The organism is Aquiflexum sp. TKW24L (genome assembly GCF_023502205.1).
Classification (GTDB): domain Bacteria; phylum Bacteroidota; class Bacteroidia; order Cytophagales; family Cyclobacteriaceae; genus Cognataquiflexum.
The window spans coordinates 1-721 of the sequence record NZ_JAMFLG010000093.1; the positions used below are offsets into that span (position 1 = coordinate 1).

General features: G+C 34.0%; 1 protein-coding gene. It reads left to right on the forward strand.

The genetic code is table 11. The features are described from left to right. Positions 1–168: 168 nt before the first annotated feature. Complete coding sequence (tnpA, locus tag M3O96_RS21905; protein ID WP_249725476.1) at positions 169–621, forward strand: IS200/IS605 family transposase; 453 nt, start codon at positions 169–171, stop codon at positions 619–621. Positions 622–721: the final 100 nt, after the last annotated feature.

Sequence of the window (721 nt, forward strand, 5' to 3'; positions counted from 1 at the left end):
TATCTTTTATTACCTAAGTAAACTTAGTTATTTTTAAATCTCTACTTTATTGGCAAAGAAATAAGCGTCACAGCCCTGAAAGGGCAAAATAACCTAGCGATGGGTGCAGCCCATCGCAACAAATTTGATCAAATTAACCGACAGCCCTGAAAGGGCGAAATAGGATTTATGGGACAATCTCTGGTAAAAAATTATATCCACATTATTTTTAGTACAAAAGGACGATATCCATTCATTATTGATCCTTTTGAAAAACAATTGCATAGCTACCTTGGAGGAATATGTAATAAGCATGAATGTACTCCCATTATCATTGGTGGATATGTTGATCATATTCATATCCTTTGTTTACTTTCAAAAAAGGTTGCCTTAGTCAGTTTGTTGGAAGATATAAAATCAAGCTCTTCGAAGTGGATGAAATCTTTAGATGATTCTTTAAAAGACTTTTATTGGCAAGATGGATATGGTACTTTTTCAGTTAATCCGAGTCAGGTTGATGTTGTAATAGAATATATTAATAACCAACATGCACATCATCGCAAAAAAACGTTTCAAGATGAATACAGGTCATTTTTGAAAAAATACAAAGTTGAATTCGATGAGAGGTTTGTGTGGGATTGATTCGTTTCAAAATTGATTAGATTTTTATTTCGCCCTTTCAGGGCTTTCCATTCTCATTCGATTTTTCTATGGATGGGCTGCACCCATCCCTGAGATATCT